The sequence below is a fragment of the Paraburkholderia sp. genome, assembly GCF_049581445.1.
GTDB lineage: Bacteria > Pseudomonadota > Gammaproteobacteria > Burkholderiales > Burkholderiaceae > Paraburkholderia.
This window is the reverse complement of sequence record NZ_JBAURZ010000095.1, coordinates 22707-41717: the sequence shown is the minus strand read 5'-3', so window position 1 is coordinate 41717 and position 19011 is coordinate 22707. Positions and strand designations below refer to the sequence as shown.

Genomic DNA, 19011 nt, shown 5'->3' with positions numbered 1-19011 from the left:
AGATGGTAGCGGGCGGCACGCTGATGGAAAACGTCACGGGCGCAGTCTCGAACGCAGGCGGCACGATGCAGGCGGCGGGCGCACTCACGGCGAGCGCCGGGTCATTCGACAACACGGCCGGACGTGTTGCGTCGCTCAACGCTGACGGCCTGAACTTCTCGACCACTGGGCTGCTGAACAACGGCGCAGGCGGCACGATTGGCGGGAACGGCAACGTCATGGTGCAGGCCGGACAGATTGCAAACGCGGGTTCGATTTCGACCGTGCAGAACCTGATGGTGGCAGCGGTTCAAACGCTATTCAACGGCGGTACGCTCGCAGCCAATGGCAACGTGAACGCATCCGCCGGCACGACGCTGACCAACGCGAGCACGATCGCGGCCGGCCATCAGGCGGTTATCAGCGCCGCGACGTTCGATAACAGTGGCGGCTCGACGAGCGCGGACCAGCTCACGCTTGCCGCGACGAGCCTCGTCAACCACAGTGGTGCAATCACGCAGACCGGCAGCGGCGCGACGACCGTCAACGTATCCGGCACGCTCGACAATACCGGCGGTACGCTCCAGACGAACAGCGCGAATCTCGTGCTCGGCCCCGCCACCCTGCTCAACGACAACGGCACGATCGCCAGTTCCGGCAATGGCACGCTGTCAGTCAAAACCGGAACGCTCTCGAACAATGGCGGAACGATCGCGACCAACGGCGCATTGACCATCGACGGCGGCGCGGTGTCGAACCGCGGCGGCACGTTCGCGGCCCAGTCGTCGGCCACGCTCAGACTCGCATCGCTGGACAACAGCGCAGGCGGTTATATCGGCGCGCAGAACGTGAGCGTGACCGACGCGGGCGCACTCAACAACGCAGGCGGAACGATCCAGGCCAATGATGCACTCGGGGTATCCGCGCAGTCGGTGGCGAATGACGGCGGTTCGATTGCCAACGGTGGCACGGGTGCGACGACGGTCAATGCGGCCGGCGCACTGACGAACACGAATAACGGCCTGATTGGCGGCAATGGCGACGTGTCGGTATCGGGTGCGAGCGTCGACAACTCAGGCGGCGCGATCACGGCAGCCGGTGCTACGACCGTGCAGTCCGGCAGCGTGCTGGCAAACCGCGCCGGCATGATCCAGGGCACCGGCAACGCTACAGCGACTGCACAGGGGACGCTTGATAACACGGGCGGCCAGATCGAAGCGGACGGTACGGACGCCACCATGCAGGTGGCAGGCGCCTCGCTCGACAACACGAACGGCCGCATCGCGAACACGGGCAACGGCGCGACGACAATCAGCGCGGCCGGAATCACGAACAGCAACACGGGTGGTGTGGCAGGCGCTGGCACGATGGGCGGCAATGGCGACCTGACGCTCAACACGCAGACGCTGTCGAATACGAACGGCGCGCAGATCGTGTCAGGCCACGACCTGACGCTGAACATCGCGCAGCTTGCCGACAACACGAACGCGAAGCTGTCAGGCTCGAATAACGTCACGCTTAACGGCCCGAATGCTTCGGTCCTGAACGCGGGCGGCTCGATCCACGGCAACGGTGCAATCGCATTAAATGCGCTCGCACTCGATAACACGTCGGGCAGGATCGGCAACGACACGGGCAGCGGCGGCAGCATCGCGATTGCTGCGGGCTCGCTTGCCAACCAGGGCGGCGCAATCGGCAGCGACCGAGACCTGGCCGTCACGACGAACCAGCTTACCGGTGATGGCCGGATCATTGCCGGTAACGATGGGGCGGTGACCGTCAACGGTGATTACACGCTCGACGGTACAAACCAGATCCAGGCAAATCACGACCTGACCTTTACCACGTCAGGTAACTTCACGAATCAGGGCACACTCGGCGCGGTTAATGCTCTGACGGTCAACGCGGCCAGTGTCGATAACCAGGCCGGCGCAGACCTGAATTCGTCCAGTACGACGGTCAACGCTGCGAACGTGCTCACCAACGAGGGCCGCATTGAAGGCGATAAGGTGACGACGCACAGCGGGTCACTGGTCAACACGGCAACGATCATCGGCAACACGGTCACGCTGAACGCCGGTTCGATTGCGAACACGGGCGCGGCGGCCGTGATGGCTGCGGCTTCGCAACTGAACCTTTATTCGCCCGGCGACATTTCGAACACGGGCGGCGCGACCATGTTCAGTCTCGGCGATATCAACAGTGCCGCAGACGCCACACGCGATGAAAACGGCCTGCTCGCGAACCGCGGCAATTCCTTCACCAACGCCCAGTCAACGGTAGAGGCACAGGGTAATCTCGAAGTCGCTACGCAGACGCTGACCAACACGCGCCCGGCGCCTACGGTTGAGACGGTGACAACCGATGTCGACACAGTTCATCAGACCAAGCGCGCCGAATACATGGCCTGCACGACGACGGGCGGCGATAAAGGTTACTGCACGCAGGACATGTGGAATAACGGCTACATCGCGCCGATCAACGCGACCTATTCAGGCGTGCAGGTTGTGTCGGAAGCGTCGGGGCCGAACGCCACCGGCAACGTGCTGGTGGTGAACGTCAACGGCCAGAACCAGACGATTTACTACAACACGATGACGGCCAACAGCGACGGCACGATTACCGTCAGCTATTGGGACGGCTACGATCCGAACGTCAACTACGACCCGGCCACTGAATACGCGTCGCGCAACGATGCGCACAAGGGCTATCAGCGCGTCGAGATTGCGCGCGACACGACCACCACCACGCAGCAAGACGAGGTAGTCGGGCCGCAGGCACAGCAGGCGCAACTCGTGGCGGGCGGCAACATGGTGCTGGCGAACGTCGGCACACTGAACAATGCATACAGCGCGATTGGCGCGGGCAGCGCCATCGCGATCGGCAGCGATGCCTATGGCGGTGCGCTCGTCAACAACACCGGCCAGACGCTATACGAGTACCAGAAGCAGGACATCGTTTCGACCTACGCATGGAACGAGAATATTTCGCGCGACGTGGGAACGGTGGTTGAGCCGTCGATTGTGCTGTCTCCCGTTGCGATCGGTGGCACAGGCGGCACGATCATCGCGAACAACGCGGTGCAGATCCGTGCCACCGATATCAACAACACGAACGTCGCGGCGGCTAACTCGGCCACGGGGGCGACCGGCGGCACGCTCGGCACGAACGGCACAGTGGGCGGCATCACACGCAGCGGTGCGCAGACCGTCAACCTCGCCACCGGCCAAACGCAGACCATTAACGCGCCGCAGTCCATCGCGGGACCGACTGGCGCGCTGAATATCACATTGCCGTCGAGCGGTCTGTACACCTTCAACACGGCCGCAGGTGCAGCGTATCTCGTCGTGACCGACCCGCGTCTGACGAGCTATTCGAGCTTCATTTCCAGCGACTACATGCTCGGCGCGCTCGAGCTCGATCCGTCGAAAACCATCAAGCGGCTCGGCGATGGAGCATATGAAGAACAGCTTGTGCGCAACCAGATTACCCAGCTGACCGGCCGCGTGTACCTGCAAGGCTATACGAGCAACGAGGACGAGTACCGCGCGCTGATGGACAACGGCGTGAACGTCGCAAAGGAATTTAGCCTCGAACCGGGCATGGCGCTGACCGCCGCGCAGATGGATGCACTGACGAGCGATATCGTATGGATGGTCAGCCAGACCGTGACCCTGCCGGACGGCAGCACGCAGCAGGTACTGGCGCCCGTGGTCTATCTCGCGCACGCGAATGCTAACGACCTGCAACCGACCGGCGCACTGATTGCGGCCGACGATGTCGAGATTCATGCAACCGGCAGCGCGACCAATTCGGGCGTCATCAAGGGCGGCACGCAGACCGTTATCAGCGCGACCAATATCGTGAACCGCGGCGGCTCGATCGGCAGCAGTACCGACAGCGGCACGACCGTGATTGCCGCGACGAATGATGTGGTCAACGCGTCGGGCCGGATCACTGGCAACCGTGTGGCCGTGCTGGCGGGCCATGACATCGTCAACACGACACTGGTGGATACGGTGGGCGTCAGTTCGAGCGCCGGCAACAGCAAGGTCAGCCAGAGCCTCGTCGGTGCGCAGGGCACGATTGCATCGACCGGCGACATGGTCATCGCGGCAGGCAACGACCTGATGGTTCACGGCGCCAGCATCGAGGCCGGCGGTAACGCGCAGATCGCGGCCGGCCATGATATCAACGTTGATACGGTGCAGTCGGACACGTCGCAGTCGGTGACGAAGAATGACCAGCACCATTGGGAAGCGAGCAGCACGCTCAACCAGACGAGCGGCATCAGTGCAGGCGGTAGCCTCGCGATGCAGAGCGGTAACGACATGACGTTCAAGGGCGCGACTGTCGCGGCGGGCGGCGACGTGGCAATAGTCGCGGGCGGCAACCTGACGGCGACCAACGTTACCAACACGGCGACGTACAACAACGTCGCCACTGACGACAGGACGCGCAAGCAGTCAGACCGCAGTTACGACGAGCAGGCAGTCGGTACGACTTTCACCGCGGGCGGCGGCGGTACGCTTGGTGCACTTAATGCAGACGCGACGAAAGGCAACGTTACGTTGACCGGTTCGTCCCTCTCGACAGGCACAGGCGCTGCGAACATCGTGGCAACTGGCAACGTGAGCATCAACGAGGCGCGCGAGGAACATGATTCATATTCCGCCACCGAATCGAAGCGCGGCAGTGCTTTCCACGGTTCCACCACGAACACCAGCCAGACCACGCAGGCCAATATCGGCGTCGCGAGTACTGTATCGGGCGACTCGGTCAACATCAGCGCCGGTAAAGACCTGTCCGTGAAAGGTGCGACCATCGCCGGTACGAACGACGTGAATCTCGCGGCCGGCGGCAACGTGACTATCACCACCTCGCAGCACACGCAGACCACGTCGAGCTACTACCAGAAGCACGAATCGGGCTTCGGCACGGGCGGCGGCATCGGGATATCGGTCGGCAGCCAGACGCAGACCAATACGGCCAACACGTCGCAGGTGACGAACACGGGCAGCACGATTGGTTCGCTGAACGGCAGCCTGAATATCGTCGCGGGTAACGATCTGCACGTCACGGGTAGCGACCTGATTGCAGCGAAGAACGTCACGGGTACGGGCGCGAACGTCACCATCGACTCAGCGACCGACACGTACCACCACGACGAAAAGCAGACGGTCAGCAAGAGCGGCTTTACCCTCGCGATCAAGTCGCCGGTTATCGACACAGTATCGAACACGGTAGACCAGGCCCATGCGGCAAGTCACAGCCAGGACGACCGCGCGGCGGCATTGCATGGCATTGCGGCAGCCAGCGGCGCAGTGGATGCGGCAGGCGCAGCGCCCGGCCTCGAGGGCGGCCTGGCGAGCGGCGCGAAACCCGAAGTCAAGGTAGAACTGAGCTACGGCAGCAGCCACAGCGAGAACACCTATTCGGAAGATTCGGCCACGAATCGCGGTTCGAATGTGACGGCGGGCGGCACGGCTGCGTTTGTCGCGACCGGCAACGGGACGCCCGGCAGTAGTGGCAACGTGACCATTGCCGGCTCGAACGTGAACGCGAACAACGTGATTCTCGCGGCAAACAACCAGGTGAATCTCGTCAACACGACAGATACGGATTCCACCCGCAGCACGAACCAGTCGAGCAGCGCGAGCGTGGGCGTGTCCTATGGCACCGGCGGTTGGGGCGTCGATGCGTCCGCATCGAAGGCGCACGGCAATGGCAACAGCGATGCGACCATGCAGAACAACACGCATGTGACGGCCGCCAACACCGCGACGATTATCTCGGGCGGCGATACCAACGTCATCGGCGCGAACGTCAATGGCCGTCAGGTGAATGCGGACATCGGGGGCAACCTGAACATCGCGAGCGTGCAGGACACGATGTCGAGCGCGGCGCATCAGGAAAGTGCGGGCGGCGGTTTCAGTGCCAGCATGGGCGGCGCGAGCGGCAACTTCAGCACGCAGCATGGCAATGCGAACGGCAGCTATGCGGGCGTGAACGAGCAGGCAGGCATCCAGGCCGGCGACGGGGGATTCAACATCAGCGTCAAGGGCAATACGGACCTGCATGGTGCGGTTATCGCGAGCGATGCGGATGCATCGAAGAACATGCTCTCGACGGGCACGCTGACGTTCTCCGACATAGAGAACTCGTCCACCTACAAGGCGAATTCGTTCGGAATTAGCGCGGGCGTGACGACTGGCGACGGGGGCAACAACTACCCCACGCACGGCAGCACGTCCGGCAAGAACGCAGGCGGCGGTGCGCCAATGGTGAACCAGAACGATAGCGGCAGCGATAGCGCAACGACGAAAAGCGGCATCAGCGCGGGCACCATCAGCGTGACCGATGCGGACCATCAGACGCAGGACATTGCGAGCCTGAACCGCGACACGTCGAACACCAACGGTACGGTCGCAAAACTGCCGGACATGAACAACCTGCTCGACCGGCAATCGGACATGATGACCGCTGCGGGTGCGGCTGGCGAAGCCGTGTCGCGACGCGTTGGGGACTTCGCTGATTCGAAATTCACGGAAGCGCAGGCCGCAGGCGACCAGGCGGAAATGGACGAGTGGAAAGAAGGCGGCACCTCGCGAGCAATCATGCAGGCTTCTGGCGCGGCGCTCGTGACCGGGCTCGCTGGCGGCAACGCGATTGGCGGCGCGGCAGGCGCAGGTATCGCCTCAATTGCAGGGGGCAAGCTCAACGAACTGAGCGGCGCGATTGCGGGCTCGAACCCGATCGGTAACGCGGACTTGAACCAGGTGCTTGGCAATATTGTCGCAAACGTGATTGCTACCGGCGCGGGCGGTGCTATCGGTGGCGACGCGGGCGCATCGTCCGCCTATAACGCTGACCGGTTCAATAGACAACTCCACCCTGACGAATACGCGCAGGCGAAGAAAGAAGCTCCGCTTGTCGCCAAGCAGCTTGGAATCAGTGAACAGGAAGCCGAGGGCCGGATCGTCGCTGAAATTCTACGCAACTCGGACAAGCAGACATCGAATGCATCGGGCGGCGTGCACGACTATGAAGTTCGCTCGATCATCGGATGCCAGAACCTGAACTGCGACGGCTACAGGAACGATCCGCAATACGCAAATCACGACTACAACAGCCAGTATATTGCCAGCAACCAGGACGCGTATAACGCCGGACAGAGTCAGATTGACAAGGGAAAGACTTTCGATCAACTTGTTGCAGCCAACTACGACAAAGACCCGGTTGGCAACACTCTTGCGCGCACCGGAGCGACGCTGCTTGCGGGATCAGTGACGGGAGGCGCTGCAGCAGGAACCATACTGGCCGATCTCGCAACAGCATGGTCGACGGGCACGGCCTTTACCTATGCTGGAGATGCGATTAGCTACCAAAACAAGCTGTCGGGGGATCAGCCGAGCTATCAGAATGCAGCGCTTGCGGGAACAGTCGCGGCGGCCCTTGCGCCGTTTGCATTGCCGCTAAACACATTGGGGACGTCAAAGGCAGGCAAAGCGGTTGTGGGCGTCTACAACTCTTTGGCCGCGGGCGTAGGTGCTTTCGGTACCACCGCCATGACCAACCCGTCCAGCAGTGCAGGTTTGTCGGCAGGGATTGGTATTGGAACAGGAATAACCGGTAGCTTCGCTCAAAGTCTGGTTCCAGGCTCAATGGGCGCAACTCTGGGATATTTATTCCAAATCGTCCCGGGACCTATGCAAGCAGCCATTGAAAATTCGAAAAATTCCGCGGCCAAAAAATGATGGACTATCACTTGAAACACAAGTCGATCTATAGGCGGTTTGCCATCGGCTATCTGGGGATATTGGGTATGGTCCTGGTTGCTTTAGGCTTCTCTACTGCGCAAGGAGCCGGTTGGAAACCAGTTCTTATTGGAGTTCCTGTTTATCTAACTTTTCTCGTAACCGTGACCTATCAATTTATGAGGGAGCGTCGCGCCTTGAAGAATGAGGAACGCGAAGAGACCTCAGAAGACGAAAAGTAGGTTTGACGAGAATACGAAATTGCAAATGGTCGTTGATGGAAACCTCGCTGGTTGGGTGCGCCTATCTCTCATTGCGCTGGGTTTTGCAATGACTTATTTCGGTCTATCTTTGAATCGGTTGCCCCTAGCGGTCGCAATGGCGATGTCTCTTCTAGGGCTCCCCGTAGCAACAGTCGGCGGCTATTCGTGCCGCGCAAAAGCTTTTGGGTTAAAACCGTTCGACGACAGCCGCCGAGGTAGCAGCGGGCTAACGCTGTCCGCTGCTACACGTCGTATCGAATCACGGAACGAAACACCCATGAAAATCAGAACGAGGCTGGCGGCTCTGCCGCTCACAGCCCTGGTATCGCTCGCGGGTCAGGCGCAGAACACGAGGACTCCGCCAGACACAGCAGCGGCGGCGCGGGCCAATGCCGAACAGAACCAGCAGATCCAGCAGCAGCGCGACGCGCAGCAGCGCGAGGCAACCGTACAGGCGCCAACCGTCCGCTGGGAAGTCCGAGGCGTGGAAGCCCGGCCCGGACTACCGGCAGAGAAACCGTGCTTTCGTATCGACTCGTTCGCTCTCGATGTGCCACTTAACCTGCCGGATGCGGTACGCAGTCAGGGAGCATCAGAATTGCCGCTCGACCGCTTCGCATTCGCACGCGAATGGCTCGACCACTACCGCGGGCAGTGCGTCGGCAAGGCCGGACTCGACACGCTCACAAAAGGATTGCAGCAGGCCATCCTGAGTCAGGGCTATATCACCACTCGCGTGCTGTTACCCGAACAGGATCTGTCAACGGGCGAACTGAAATTCGCCCTCGTGCCGGGTGTCGTGCGGCATCTACGCTTTGCCGACAAGAACACACGCGGCACGTGGAAGTCTGCCTTTCCTTCACGCAATGGCGACATGCTGAATCTTCGCGCGCTTGAGCAGGGCCTGGAACAGATGAAACGCGTTAGCAGTCAGGACGTGGAAATGAAGATCGAGCCGACCGACACGCCAGGCGAAAGCGATATCGTGCTGACGGTGACGCGTGCAAAACCGTGGAGCGTCGTTGCGTCGGTAGACAATTCAGGCTCGCGCGCAACCGGCAAGCTACAGGGCAATCTCAGCATCGGCATCGACAACCCGCTCGGGCTAAATGACGTGTTCACGGCCGGCGCCAGTCAGGATCTGGAATTCGACGACAAGGGTTTGGGCTCGCACGGCTTCAATGGTTTGTATTCGCTGCCGTGGGGATACTGGACCGCGACACTGTCGGGTAACACGAACACCTACTACCAGCAGATAGCGGGCGTGAACCAGGCGTTTGTCTCAAGCGGCAATTCACAGACGGCCGCGTTGAAACTGCAACGTGTTATCAGCCGCAGCCAGAGCGACGTGCTTGGTGCGGAGTTCCAGCTATCGAAGCGCTTCGGCGACAGCTTTATCGACGACACGGACATTGTGCAGCAGAAGCGCAACAACACGTTCATCGAAGCGGGCATGACGGACCGGCATTACCTTGGCGCTGCGCAGCTCGATGGCACGCTCGCGTACCGTCAGGGTATTGGTGGGTTTGGCGCGAGACCGGACCCTTACCCGAACGGTCCGACCTACCGGTTTCACATGGCCGTACTCGATGCGAACCTCTCGGTTCCGTTCTTGATCGCGACACAACCGTTTCGCTACGTGACGACGGTACACGGCCAGTTTACGAACGACACACTGTTCTATCTGGACGATCTGACCATCGGCAGCCGCTACACGGTGCGCGGCTTCGACGGCGAAACAATGCTCGCGGCGGAAAGGGGATTTTACTGGCGCAACGAATTGCAGATGCCCATCGGACAGACGGGTCAGGCGGTCTATGCGGGGATTGACTACGGGCGCGTATTCGGACCGAACACGGCATTTCTGCCGGGGACGCAACTCGCGGGTGCCGTAATAGGCATTCGCGGCAGCATCGGGACGCCGATCGGCGGATTCGCCTATGACCTGTTCGCCGGCACGCCGATTTACAAACCGGCGGGATTCGCGACTGCGCGAGCGACGGTCGCGGTGCAGGCCACCGCGCAGTTCTGACTTTGCAATACGACCAAAAAATAGCCTGGGAGACCCAACAAACAGGATGAACCGAAATGAATAGTACTAAATTCGAGGGTGAAGTAACGATCATGGATGGACCATACAAGACGGTTCGCGGCACGATGCGCGACGGTCCGATCCTTTATATGGCCGGAGATCGTCGCAGCCGTCTCACCATAGTCATCATGCCCACCGCCATGATGACAGCCCACTTTATCCAGTTTTGACAGCAGCCGAAAATGAGTTTGAAAAACAGAAACGGGGTACTGGCGTTCAGCCGATTCGCAATTGTGTTTGTCTTGCTGCTCGTCTGTGCGGGAAACATCACCAACAGCGTGCTTCTGAAATGGGGTTTCCGGGATGATCAGAAACATGATTATGCATCGAGCTATAGTCTCGTCGGCATGATGAACGGCGCGGCGCCGAAGCCCTATGTGTACCGTTCCTCGTTACCGAAGGCGGCGAAGTGGGTGACAGAACAACTAGGCACGGATGTACAGAACAAGCTGTTCAAATCAATCACGCGCTACGACTCGATGCGCAACGGCTACTTCCATGGTGTGCCCGACGAATTCTGGACTCCTACAGTCGCCATCACGTACCATCTGGTGTATCTCGTGGTCGTTCTTTCAACGGTGTTCGCGTTGTTGATCGTGTACAAGCTGGCGCGTCTACATGGCCTGACATTCGGTCAAGCCACTGGATTTGTTACCGCATTCAGCTTCGTCTATCCGCTCACGTTCCAGCGCGGCGGTTACTACTATGACTTCATCGAGATGTTCGGGGTGCTTGCCGCATGCTACAGCGTGCTTAAGGGCAGGATGGATATCTGCACGGCCGTCGTAGCCTTGTTTTCGTGCAACAAGGAAACGTTCTTTCTGGTCCCGCTCGCGCTGTTCTTTCTGCAGGGTTCATACGTGTCCCTCGGCCACCGGATCGCGTGGGCAGTCGGTCAGCTCGCGATATGCGCGCTCACCCGGCATTTCATTATGAGCGGCTATGACGCGAATGCTGGTGGATTCGTCGAATTCCACCTGTGGGACAACCTGAAGTTTTGGGCCGATCCACGCTCCTACTTTGCGTTCTACAACCTGATCGGTAAGGGCATCTTCACACCGAGCCTGCAAAATCCGCTGATGCTTGTGCCTGGTGCGGTGTTCTTCCGCGCAGCATGGCGAGCATCGCCTGCGCTATATCGGCAATACTTCTTCGCTGCTTTTCTACCGGTACTAGTGCTCTTCGTGCTGTTCGGGTATTGCGACGAGACACGTAACTTCTCCACAGTATTCCCCTCAATCGTCCTGATTGCGCTGTATGGCGCCGTCCGTTTCAACCAGATTTTTGGCGGTGGCATGTATGACCGGCAGATCGACGCAGATCGAAATGTTTTGATCGCGGCTGACAGCGAGGTGGTGGCATGACAGTTGTCTGGATGCTGATTTTGGTCAGTGGCGCGTTCGGGGGCATGGCAGGCGTCCTTTTGCGTCTGGCAGCGCTTGAAAGCATCGCTGCAACGGCGACATCCTTGTTGCCCATCGCGCTCCGGGGCGCCGCGATAGGCTCCTATGGAATCGGATTTGTACTGTACGCAATTGCACTGCGCAGGATCAGTCTCAGTACGGCATATCCGCTTATGGTCGCAATCTCGATCCTCGTGGTGTTAACGTTTACCGCGTTGTATGAGCAAACGTTGAAGCCGATGCAAGCCGTTGGTTCGTTCGTTATCCTGGTCGGAATTTGGCTTGTCACAAGACAGGCGTGACCGTAAATACTTCGCTCACGACCAGCCGGATGGATGCGGTACTCGCTTCGGCGGATTCGCCTATGACCTCTTCGCCGGCACGCCCATCTACAAACACAATGGCTATGACGTGGCTGGGCTGACTAGCCGCCGACTGCTGTCTGCGGGGCAACCGAATGGACTGTTGTATGGTCCGCACTCGCCGAAGTACGGCTCTGACTAAGCGAAACGGGGCGTTGCAACCCACCGACCCTATCCAGACAAACCCTGATTGCTGCGAGGAATTCGCGACTGCTATCGTGCGCAGGTCTTGTGGAAGCGCTTCCACTGCGATTTTTGCAGAGGATCTTCCGAGCTTCCACACAACCCGGTTCAATCACGTCGAGCTTTGCATGGGACCGGAGTAACGAGCTAAAGCGCGACCTCCGGCCGCCAGCTAAAGCGCTAACTCCGGTCGACATAGGAGAATCCATGGCAATCGAAGCATCCGCTCTGTCCTCTGGCTCGAACGGTGATCCGTTCTCGCCACCGGCCGACTCCGCGCTTTGGCGCAAGGATTTCCTGCTCGGCGCGGCAACCGCGTCGTATCAGATCGAAGGCGCGGTCAAAGAAGACGGCCGACTGCCCTCCATCTGGGACACCTTCTCGGCGACACCCGGCAAAGTGCTTGCCGGCGACACCGGCGAAGTAGCCTGCGATCATTATCACCGTTGGGAAACCGACTTCGACATGCTGTCGGGGCTCAACTTCGAAGCGTACCGTCTGTCGATTGCATGGCCGCGCGTGATGGACGAAGCCGGCCGCCCCAACCAGAAGGGCATCGATTTCTATAAACGGCTCCTCGCGCGCCTCAAGGAAAAGGGTCTCAAGACCTTCGTGACGCTGTACCACTGGGACTTGCCGCAGCATCTGGAAGATCGTGGCGGCTGGCTCAATCGCGATACTGCGTACCGCTTTGCCGACTATGCCGATCTGATGAGCCGCGAACTCGCGGGCCAGGTCGACGCCTGGGCGACGCTCAACGAGCCGTGGTGCTCCGCATACCTCGGGTATGGCAATGGCCATCATGCGCCGGGCCTCTCGAATGGCCGCTTTGCTACGCAGGCGATGCACCACCTGTTGCTCGCGCATGGCCTCGCGGTGCCCATTTTGCGCGCCAACGATCCCACCTCGATGAAGGGGATTGTCGCGAACATCGGCCGCGGCACCGCGAACTCGGAGAGTGCCGAGGACCGTCGCGCGGCGCATCGGTTCGAGGTTCAGCATAACGCGTGGATTCTCGACCCGTTGCTCAAAGGCGCGTACCCTGAGGATCTGTTCGAACTCTGGCCGGGTACCGAACCGCTTGTGCTGGATGGCGACCTGAAAACGATTGCCGCACCGATCGACTTCCTGGGTATCAACTATTACTTCCGCACCAACGTAAAGAGCGACGGTGCGCACGGTTTCACCGAAGTACCGCTGGAGAATGTCGAACGCACGCAGATGGGCTGGGAAGTCTATCCGGATGGCTTGCGCGATCTGCTGATCGGCTTTAACCGCAACTATTCGAACCTGCCGCCCATCTACATCACCGAGAACGGCATGGCTTCGGATGACGAAGTAATCGATGGACGCGTCGACGATCCGCAGCGTATTTCGTTTCTCAAGCGCCACCTCGCCGCGGTGGATAGCGCGATCAAGGCAGGCGTGGACATTCGCGGCTACTTCGTCTGGTCGCTGATGGATAACTTCGAATGGGCCTTCGGTTACGAGCGGCGTTTCGGTGTGGTGCACGTCGATTATGAAACGCAAAAGCGCACCGTCAAACGCAGTGCGGAACTGATTGCAAAGTTTCTCGCGGAACGGGAGTCACGTAACTGAGCACGTAACTGAGACCCGCATCTGATGGCGTAAGCTGGTTTGTATGTCGACCTGAAACAAGGGCGCAAAGCCCGGAGGAGACGGAATGAACTGCAAGAAAAAACTCTTGAGCGGTATCGCCCTGGCACTGGCACTCAACAGCATCGTGGCTCACGCCGATCCGTTGAAAGCCAATGTGATTCACTGGTGGACTTCGGGCGGTGAATCAGCCGCCATTCGTCAATTTGCAGACGCTTACGACAAGGCGGGTGGTCTATGGGTCGACAATGCGGTGGCTGGTGCCGACCAGGCGCGCTCTACCGCAATCAACCGGATCGTCGGCGGTGATCCACCCACAGCGGCCCAGTTCAATACGTCTAAGCAGTTTCATGACCTGATCGATCAGGGCATGCTCAATAACGTGGATGCGGTGGCTGCGAAGGAAAACTGGAACGCCATTTTCCCGCAATCGATTCTCGACTCCATCAAGGTCAACGGGCACTTCTACGCGGCGCCCGTCGATATTCACATGCAGGACTGGTTCTTCTATTCGAAGCCGGCCTTCGCGAAGGCCGGCATCACAGGAGAGCCGCAGACCTTTAACGACCTCTTCACGGATCTGGACAAGCTGAAAGCGGCCGGCATGATTCCGCTCGCGCTCGGTGGCCAGGCGTGGCAGGAGAAGATCACGTTCGATGCAGTGTTCGCCGATGTGGGCGGCACCGACCTCTATATGAAGGTCTATCGTGACCGTGACCAGAACGCGGTGAATTCAGCGGCGTTCAAGAACGTGCTGACCACCTTCAAGCGTTTGCATAACTACGTCGATCCAGGCTCGCCGGGCCGTAACTGGAATGACGCCACCGCGCTGGTGATTTCCGGCAAGGCAGGCATGCAGATCATGGGTGACTGGGCGAAGGGCGAGTTCTCGGCAGCCAATCAGGTGCCGGGTAAAGACTTCGGCTGCTTCCCGGGTTTTGGTCCGCATTCGCCGTATATGGTGGCAGGCGACGTGTTTGTGTTCCCGAAGACGGATAACCCGGAGGCGGTGAAGTCGCAAAATCTGCTGGCCACGGTAATGACCTCGCCATCGGCGCAGGTCGCTTTTAGCGCGAAGAAAGGCTCGATTCCGATTCGCCCGGACGTGGATACGTCGAGCCTGGATATCTGCGCGAAAGAGGGCATTGCGATCATGAAGGACAAGTCCCGTCAGTTACCCAATCCGGAGATGCTGATTCCGCCTGACGTGCAAGGCGCGTTGACCGATGTCATTACTAACTTCTGGAACAAGAACGAGTCGGTCGACGATGCGCAAAAGGCCTTTGCCAGCGCGCTGAAGAGCTGAGCGTCGCAATGCGCGCACTCGGGTTGACTTCGGCAGCGGCCAACCGGGTCAAGCGGAACAAGCCGCTTGGCCGGCGTTGGCCGCTGGCTGCCTGGCTGGCCTTGTTGCCGATGGTCTTGACCGTCGTCTTTGCTTATCTCGGTACGATGCTGTGGACCGCGCGGGTGTCGCTGAGCTACTCGCGCACGTTCCCGTCGGGTGGCTTCGCCGGGGTCTCGCAGTACGTGCGCCTGTTCCACAACGATCGCTGGATGGTGTCGCTGCAGAACATCGTTGTCTACGCCATCTGTTTCATCATCGCGTGCATGGTGATCGGTTTGCTGCTGGCAATCTTCATCGATCAGCGGGTGGTGGCGGAGGGCGCCCTGCGCACGGTATTCCTCTATCCGTATGCGATGTCGTTTGTCGCCACCGGCCTCGTTTGGCAATGGATTCTCAATCCGGAACTGGGTGTGCAGCAGGTGTTGCATCGGATCGGCTTTACGCACGCGCGCTTTGACTGGATCGTCGATCAGGACTGGGTGATCTACACGCTAGTGATCGCCACCGTCTGGCAAGCGTCGGGGCTGGTGATGGCGTTGTTGCTGGCCGGCTTGCGTGGGATCGACGACGAGATCTGGAAGGCTTCTCGCATTGACGGTATCCCCCGCTGGCGAGTCTATGCCAGCATCGTGGTGCCGATGCTGAAATCGTCGATGTCTACGGCCTTTGTGCTGCTATTCGTAATGGTCGTGAAACTCTACGACGCGGTCGTGGCAATGACCCAGGGCGGTCCAGGGACGGCAAGCGAAGTGCCGGCAAAATTCATCATGGATTATCTGTTCGGCCGCGCCAACATCGGTCTCGCATCGGCGGCATCGATCGTACTGCTGACTACCGTGCTGGCGATACTCGCGCCGTTCTTCTATATGCGCAGCCGCGCCGCCTTGCGAAGGGACGTTTGATGAATACCGCCCGTCCTGCTGATTCAGTAAGACCCACTGCGAAGGCCGCCGCCAGATCCCCCAAAAAGGGGCGCGCGCGCTTCACACCGGCGCGCCTTGGCGTATATGCGTTTCTTCTGACTGCAGCGTTGTTCTTCCTGTTGCCGCTGTATGTGATGCTGGTGACCTCGGTCAAACCCATGACGGAGATTCGACTCGGCAACATGATGGCGTTGCCTGCGCATTTCACGTTGGCGCCGTGGCGCGATGCGTGGGAATCCGCGTGCACGGGGCTTGACTGCAATGGTATTCAAGTCGGCTTCTGGAACTCGGTGCGTATTGTGGTGCCCAGCACGATCCTGTCCATCGCGATCGGCGCGGTGAACGGCTATGCGCTATCGTTCTGGCGGCCTCGTGGCGCGGGTCTGCTGTTCGCGATTCTGCTGATGGGCGCGTTTATTCCGGTCCAGGTGATGGTCTATCCGCTGGTGCGCGTGCTGGCGAGCGTGCATCTGTTCAGTTCGTTGCCGGGCATCGTGGTGATTCACACGATCTTCGGCATGCCGATCATGACGCTGCTGTTTCGCAACTACTATGCGTCGATTCCGCTTGAGCTGTTCAAGGCCGCGCGCATCGACGGCGGTGGTTTCTGGCGCATCTTTTTGCAGCTAATGCTGCCGATGTCGACGCCGATCATCGTCGTCGCCGTCATCATGCAAGTCACCGGCATCTGGAATGACTTCATTCTGGGCCTGGTGTTCGCAGGCACCAAAAACCTTCCTATGACGGTGCAGTTGAACAACATCATCAACACCACGACCGGCGAGCGTCTGTACAACGTGAACATGGCGGCGACGATCCTGACGTCGATGGTGCCGCTCGCCATCTATTTCGTCTCGGGCCGCTGGTTTGTGCGCGGCATTGCTTCTGGCGCAGTCAAGGGATAGTGCATGACCAACGTATCGAACGTGTCGATCCGCAATCTGCGCATCGAGCTAGGCGCGAATACGATCATCGAGGAACTCGATCTCGATGTGAACGCCGGCGAATTTGTCGTGCTGCTCGGGCCGTCCGGTTGTGGAAAATCCACCTTGCTGCACAGCATTGCGGGGTTGATCGACGTTGCGGATGGCAGCATCGAAATCGGCGGCCAGGACATGACGTGGGCCGATCCGAAAGACCGCCGCATTGCGCTGGTGTTTCAGTCCTACGCGCTTTATCCCACCATGAGCGTAGAGCGAAACCTTTCGTTTGCATTGCGTATCAATGGCACACCGAAGGCGGAAATCGACCGCCGTGTCACGCGGGCTTCGGAGATGCTGCAACTCGGGCCGCTGCTCAAGCGCAAGCCGGCGCAACTGTCGGGCGGTCAGCGCCAGCGGGTGGCGATTGGCCGCGCAATCGTGCGCGAGGCCGACGTGTTTCTGTTCGACGAACCGCTATCCAACCTCGACGCGAAGCTGCGCACTGAGTTGCGGCGTGAGTTGAAGCAACTGCATCAGCGCCTGGGCGCCACGATGATTTACGTGACGCACGATCAGGTGGAGGCGATGACGCTCGCCACGCGGATGGCCGTGATGCGTGGCGGCGTGATCCAGCAGATTGGCACGCCCGCCGAGGTGTATGCACGGCCGAATAACCTGTTCGTCGCGACGTTTCTCGGCTCCCCGGCGATGAATCTACTGAAAGGTCGGCTGGAGCGGCGCGAAGAGGGCATGCGTTTTCGTACGCCGCATCTCGATCTGGACGTGTCGCGCTACCCGTTCAAGACGTTGCCCGATACGACGCTGCCCTGTGTACTCGGTATACGTCCCGAAGATGTGCGGACCGCAGCATCGGATGGCGGCCTTGCGCAAAGCGGCAAGGTTTCGCTGGTCGAGCCGATGGGCAACCACCGTGTGATTTGGCTCGATTATCATGACGCGCAGATCGCGTCGATCGATCAGCACAAAACACCTGTCGCGGAAGGAGAGGCGTGTGCTTTTTCGCTCGACAGTGCGCATATTTCCCTGTTTGACGAGGCCAGTGGCGCCCGTCTGTGAACAGCCTGGTTTGACGGAGCGTGTGTGGCAACCTTGAAAGACGTGGCTGAACTGGCGGGTGTCGGAATGTCGACAGCATCGCGGGCGATATCCGGCAAAGGGCCGGTGTCGGCCGATGCTGCTCGTCGCGTGCAGGCCGCCATTGAGGCGCTAAACTTCCGCCCCTCGTCAATTGGCCGCGCCATGGCGACGCAATCGCTCGGCATGATCGGGCTCTTCGTGCCGACCTTTTTCGGCTCGTACTACGGCACCATCCTCAAGCAGACCGATATCGAATTGCGGGCCATACATCGTCACGTGGTGGTGGCGACCGGTTGTGGCGAGTCGTCGCCGCGTGAACAAGCCATGGAAGCGGTGCGCTTTCTGATTGCCCGCGATTGCGACGGGGTGGTAGTGATCAGCCATGATCTGCATGACGAGGACCTGAATCTGCTGCATCGCATGCATCCCAAGATGGTGTTTCTCAATCGAGCGTTTGATCAATTGCCGGATGCGTCGTTTTGCGCGGATCATTATCGCGGCGGCGAACTGGCGGCGCGTACCTTGTTCGAGCATGGCCATCGGGACATTGCCGTGATAGCGGGGCCGTCTACCGCGTCGGACAATGTGGCGCGTCTTGAGGGGTTTTTCGCTGAGCTGGCTCGCTGCGGCATCGAACGTGCGGCGATCACACTGATCGAATCGGACTTCTCGCCCGAAGGGGGCTATGCCGCCGCGCAGACGCTACTCGAATCCGCGCCGTACTTTACGGGGCTCTTTTGCGCGAACGACACGATGGCTGTGAGTGCGCTTGCATGCCTGCAGCAGGCAGGTATCTCGGTGCCGGGAGACGTGTCGGTGATCGGCTACGACGACGACTATTCCGCAGCCTATGCGGCGCCCGCGCTCACGTCCGTTCATATCCCGACGGCCGAGCTGACGCAGAACGCGGTGCGCTGGCTGGTGAATCAATGCTACGGCACCGCATGGGAAATCTTTCGCGAGTTTCCGGTGACGGTGACGATGCGCGCCTCGGTAGCTGCGGCAAAGCCGCGATCCATGACGATGAAAACACGCCGCAGTACGTCAACGGGAAATTGACGCA

At 59.9% G+C, this 19011-nt stretch carries 13 protein-coding genes; all 13 read left to right on the top strand.

All coding sequences use genetic code 11. From position 1 onward, the window contains the following. Positions 1–23: 23 nt before the first annotated feature. On the top strand, positions 24–7736 hold the full coding sequence (locus WCA85_RS08630) for a hemagglutinin repeat-containing protein (protein ID WP_424062884.1): 7713 nt from the start codon (positions 24–26) through the stop codon (positions 7734–7736). Beyond that, entirely contained in the window at positions 7733–7978 is a 246-nt protein-coding gene (locus WCA85_RS08625) for a hypothetical protein (protein ID WP_424062883.1), read from the top strand. Before WCA85_RS08630 ends, WCA85_RS08625 begins: the two co-directional genes overlap by 4 nt. A gap of 298 nt (positions 7979–8276) precedes the next feature. Beyond that, positions 8277–10031 carry a ShlB/FhaC/HecB family hemolysin secretion/activation protein gene (locus WCA85_RS08620; protein ID WP_424062881.1) on the top strand — a complete coding sequence of 585 codons (1755 nt, stop codon included), beginning with the start codon at positions 8277–8279 and terminating at the stop codon, positions 10029–10031. A 56-nt stretch (positions 10032–10087) separates the two neighbouring features. Then, positions 10088–10261: a hypothetical protein gene (locus WCA85_RS08615; protein ID WP_424062879.1), complete on the top strand. Its 174-nt coding sequence runs from the start codon at positions 10088–10090 to the stop codon at positions 10259–10261. Between the two features lie 12 nt (positions 10262–10273). After that, positions 10274–11455: a hypothetical protein gene (locus WCA85_RS08610; RefSeq protein WP_424062877.1), complete on the top strand. Its 1182-nt coding sequence runs from the start codon at positions 10274–10276 to the stop codon at positions 11453–11455. Further along, positions 11452–11796, top strand: coding sequence for an EamA family transporter (locus WCA85_RS08605; protein ID WP_424062876.1), 345 nt, complete (start codon positions 11452–11454; stop codon positions 11794–11796). Before WCA85_RS08610 ends, WCA85_RS08605 begins: the two co-directional genes overlap by 4 nt. Then, entirely contained in the window at positions 11777–11998 is a 222-nt protein-coding gene (locus WCA85_RS08600; protein WP_424062888.1) for a hypothetical protein, read from the top strand. Before WCA85_RS08605 ends, WCA85_RS08600 begins: the two co-directional genes overlap by 20 nt. A gap of 248 nt (positions 11999–12246) precedes the next feature. Next, positions 12247–13638, top strand: coding sequence for a GH1 family beta-glucosidase (locus tag WCA85_RS08595; RefSeq protein WP_424062874.1), 1392 nt, complete (start codon positions 12247–12249; stop codon positions 13636–13638). Between the two features lie 85 nt (positions 13639–13723). After that, positions 13724–14962, top strand: coding sequence for an ABC transporter substrate-binding protein (locus WCA85_RS08590; protein ID WP_424062873.1), 1239 nt, complete (start codon positions 13724–13726; stop codon positions 14960–14962). Between the two features lie 8 nt (positions 14963–14970). Continuing rightward, positions 14971–15906, top strand: coding sequence for a carbohydrate ABC transporter permease (locus WCA85_RS08585; RefSeq protein WP_424062871.1), 936 nt, complete (start codon positions 14971–14973; stop codon positions 15904–15906). After that, a complete protein-coding gene (locus tag WCA85_RS08580; protein ID WP_424062869.1) occupies positions 15906–16832 on the top strand; it encodes a carbohydrate ABC transporter permease in 927 nt (308 codons plus the stop codon). Before WCA85_RS08585 ends, WCA85_RS08580 begins: the two co-directional genes overlap by 1 nt. A 3-nt stretch (positions 16833–16835) precedes the next feature. Next, entirely contained in the window at positions 16836–17927 is a 1092-nt protein-coding gene (locus tag WCA85_RS08575; protein ID WP_424062868.1) for an ABC transporter ATP-binding protein, read from the top strand. A 24-nt stretch (positions 17928–17951) separates the two neighbouring features. After that, entirely contained in the window at positions 17952–19007 is a 1056-nt protein-coding gene (locus WCA85_RS08570; RefSeq protein WP_424062866.1) for a LacI family DNA-binding transcriptional regulator, read from the top strand. Positions 19008–19011: the final 4 nt, after the last annotated feature.

What these genes read in the sequence shown, in the direction of transcription:
- WCA85_RS08625 (WP_424062883.1), top strand. Translation starts at nt 7,733, where the DNA reads ATGATGGACTATCACTTGAAACACAAGTCGATCTATAGGCGGTTTGCC.
- WCA85_RS08575 (WP_424062868.1), top strand. Translation starts at nt 16,836, where the DNA reads ATGACCAACGTATCGAACGTGTCGATCCGCAATCTGCGCATCGAGCTA.
- WCA85_RS08615 (WP_424062879.1), top strand. Translation starts at nt 10,088, where the DNA reads ATGAATAGTACTAAATTCGAGGGTGAAGTAACGATCATGGATGGACCA.
- WCA85_RS08585 (WP_424062871.1), top strand. Translation starts at nt 14,971, where the DNA reads ATGCGCGCACTCGGGTTGACTTCGGCAGCGGCCAACCGGGTCAAGCGG.
- WCA85_RS08595 (WP_424062874.1), top strand. Translation starts at nt 12,247, where the DNA reads ATGGCAATCGAAGCATCCGCTCTGTCCTCTGGCTCGAACGGTGATCCG.
- WCA85_RS08605 (WP_424062876.1), top strand. Translation starts at nt 11,452, where the DNA reads ATGACAGTTGTCTGGATGCTGATTTTGGTCAGTGGCGCGTTCGGGGGC.
- WCA85_RS08620 (WP_424062881.1), top strand. Translation starts at nt 8,277, where the DNA reads ATGAAAATCAGAACGAGGCTGGCGGCTCTGCCGCTCACAGCCCTGGTA.
- WCA85_RS08610 (WP_424062877.1), top strand. Translation starts at nt 10,274, where the DNA reads ATGAGTTTGAAAAACAGAAACGGGGTACTGGCGTTCAGCCGATTCGCA.
- WCA85_RS08630 (WP_424062884.1), top strand. Translation starts at nt 24, where the DNA reads ATGGAAAACGTCACGGGCGCAGTCTCGAACGCAGGCGGCACGATGCAG.
- WCA85_RS08590 (WP_424062873.1), top strand. Translation starts at nt 13,724, where the DNA reads ATGAACTGCAAGAAAAAACTCTTGAGCGGTATCGCCCTGGCACTGGCA.
- WCA85_RS08580 (WP_424062869.1), top strand. Translation starts at nt 15,906, where the DNA reads ATGAATACCGCCCGTCCTGCTGATTCAGTAAGACCCACTGCGAAGGCC.